General features: G+C 37.2%; 2 protein-coding genes. Both read left to right on the top strand.

The window, feature by feature from the left end:
• The first annotated feature begins 623 nt into the window (after positions 1-623).
• Positions 624-2225, top strand: a complete 1602-nt coding sequence (locus Q0A18_RS12830; protein ID WP_292010549.1) for a hypothetical protein — start codon at positions 624-626, stop codon at positions 2223-2225.
• 7 nt (positions 2226-2232) lie between these two features.
• Positions 2233-2829: hypothetical protein (locus tag Q0A18_RS12825; protein ID WP_292010548.1), on the top strand; the 597-nt coding region annotated here is incomplete at its 3' end.

Raw genomic sequence — 2829 nt, 5'->3', positions numbered from 1 at the left:
GAATCAAAAACCTACATTTTCAAAGTGAGTAATTCGGTGAGTAGCAGAAGCCTCATCTTTTAAAAAGATTGATAAATAAAGAGATTTAAAGAGACAGTTCGGAACCCTCCAACTCCACTTAATAAAAAGCGGCTTAATTATAAGTCGCTTTTTATTATTCTATTTTTTCAAAGATTAAAGACTAATAATTATTTATTATAAAACTCTTTTTCTTCGCCTTCAACTTATTAATTTTAACATCAATAAAGAGGGCTTACATACGAAGAACTACGGTAATATTTCCCTATAATCTATTTCTATTTGTTTATTACTACATATCCCATAATATCATCTACCGGACCTATAGCCCTAATAAATCATGTAATGAATGTGACATTTACTAATTCCTGACGGAATAAAGAAAGCTCTCACTACCTACTTATCCTCAAAATAAAACCTCTCTTTTTTAATCTTAACCATCTATTCTTCTTTCTTTTAAACGCCACCACATTTCAACTAACTATCACGAAATACTTAAATAATAATTAACTTCCAAGGACATAATATTAAATTAATTATGTTAAATTAGCAGTAATTATTAAAATTATTCCCAACAAAAGTTTAACCAAAAAAAATAGTAAATAATGAAGCAAAAAATTTATGTATTCTCATTAATTCTGCTTAGTGTCTTCATGTTTGGACAAGTGGGCATTGGTGAGCCAGCCATGAAAGGAGCTCTTCATCTCAGAGGACAATTCCCGGCAGATGGAACAGTGAATGATTCTTTAACAAGAAATGTAGGATTAATTCTACCTAAAGTAGACACTCTAACAGATGGAAGCCGTCTTCCTAATGTAGTAACCCCATCAGGAAGTGCTGCTATTGAAGGAACACTGGTATATGATAGCCAAAACAAATGTGTAAGAGTAAAAAATGGTGACAGCACATGGCAGGATTGTTTAGTTGATAACTCATCTATCTCTACACTTTTTGATTATGATGTATACGGAGGACTCAATGTAAGAGTAAAGAAGGTGGCTGCAGGAGATAACTTCTCACTAATACTGGGATTAGATGATAATGCAGTATATGCATCAGGACAAAATTCAGTAGGAAAAACAGGAGTAGGAAATACCTCTGGAACTACAGCTACTTATTCTTTGATTTTAGCCAAATCCGTTGTAGATATTTCAGCCGGTGATCTTCACGGTATGGCAGCTACTTCTAACGGAGAGCTTTGGACTTGGGGAGAAGGAGCAAATTACCGTACAGGGCATGGAAATACGGGAGATAAGGTATTTCCTATGAAAGTTAAAGGATGGCCTGAAACTGTGAAAGCAGTCCGTGTAGAAGCAGGTTATCTAAACTCTCTTATCTTAGGGGATGATAGTAAAGTATATGGAATAGGAGCTTCTTCTGAAGGCACCTTGGGGAACGGGTTAAACTCCACTACAGCAGCTAACTCATATCAGGTTCCTACAGCAATTCCAAACTTATCTTCTTATATTATGAAAGATATTTCTTTGGCAAGATACTCCGCAGCAGGACTAACAGCTGCCGGAGAGATATATGTCTGGGGAAATCAGGCGCAGGGAAGATTGGGAACCGGTGCTTCTTCAGGATATATTACTCCTACTCAGATTTTATCCGGGGAAACCTTTAAGCAGGTAGCGATGGGGACAAATCATGGTTTAGCAGTAACAGATGACGGAAAAAAACTATATGCATGGGGAGCTACAAGAGCCTACGGTACTGAATCTACCGCATTCTCTGCTATACCGGTAGATGTTACTTCTTCTATTAATGGAGGAGCAGGATTGGAAGCTGATGAGGAAATTATGTATATCGCTGTTTCAAGAATGGATGCTACAGCAGCCAATACAGGGTCTAGCATAGTAATTACCAATAAAAATATTTATGCTTCCGGAAGTGATACTCAGCCTCAGCGTATAGGGTTAGGATTCTTTAACGGAACTACGACAGTTAAATATTCTCCCGGAACTAACACAACTTCAGGAGAAAATCTAACAGGTTTTATCCCTATGTACAGCAAAGCTATTTATGAAGGAACATTATTCCAGCAGGCATCTATAGGGTTAAATCACTCTTTAATGGTCCAAACTGTTGACCCTGTAAATAACAGCGGTGGATACGGATATGGAACAGGAAGCGTAAATGTAAACCAGTTGGGAGCGGTAAGTACGGGATTTACTTCACTTCCCATTCCTATGCTAATTAAAAAATAAATTAAAGATGAAAAAAATAATATATACCTTCTTATTTATAATCATAATATCCCCTTTATACGGGCAGTTCGGAATCGGAACAGATACTCCTCAGGGAAGAGTAGATATCAACCAGAAAAACGGTAAAAATACAATGGGACTCGTATTACCTATTGTAGAAAAAGTGGATGTAGATAGTATTTATACTACGATAAATGCTGCTGGAGACGAATCCAATCTGGTAGTCGTGCCTTCTGTAACTACCTTTGACAACCCTTTTCAGACCATCACCATCAACGAAACGGATGATGATGGTGTAACTACTTCCCAGGCAATAAGAGTACCGGCGGATGAAGCACCTGAAGGAACTATTGTTTATGATCAGAGTTTGAGTTGTGTAAGATATAAAAAATCATCTACCCTTGGTGACTGGACAGGTTGTCTAATGGATGCTCAATCAGTGAATGATGAAATTAACTATAATCTTTACGGAGGTCAGGATTTCAAAATCAAAAAAGGAGCTGCCGGATATTATTTCTCTGTAGCCATTGGTGCAGAAGATAATGCAGTGTATACTTCAGGAAGTGGCTCAGCATACAGAACAGGTCAGGGAAGAACAGGAAAT

This window comes from Chryseobacterium sp. (genome assembly GCF_022712095.1).
Taxonomy (GTDB): domain Bacteria; phylum Bacteroidota; class Bacteroidia; order Flavobacteriales; family Weeksellaceae; genus Chryseobacterium.
This window is presented reverse-complemented; position numbering and strand designations above follow the sequence as displayed.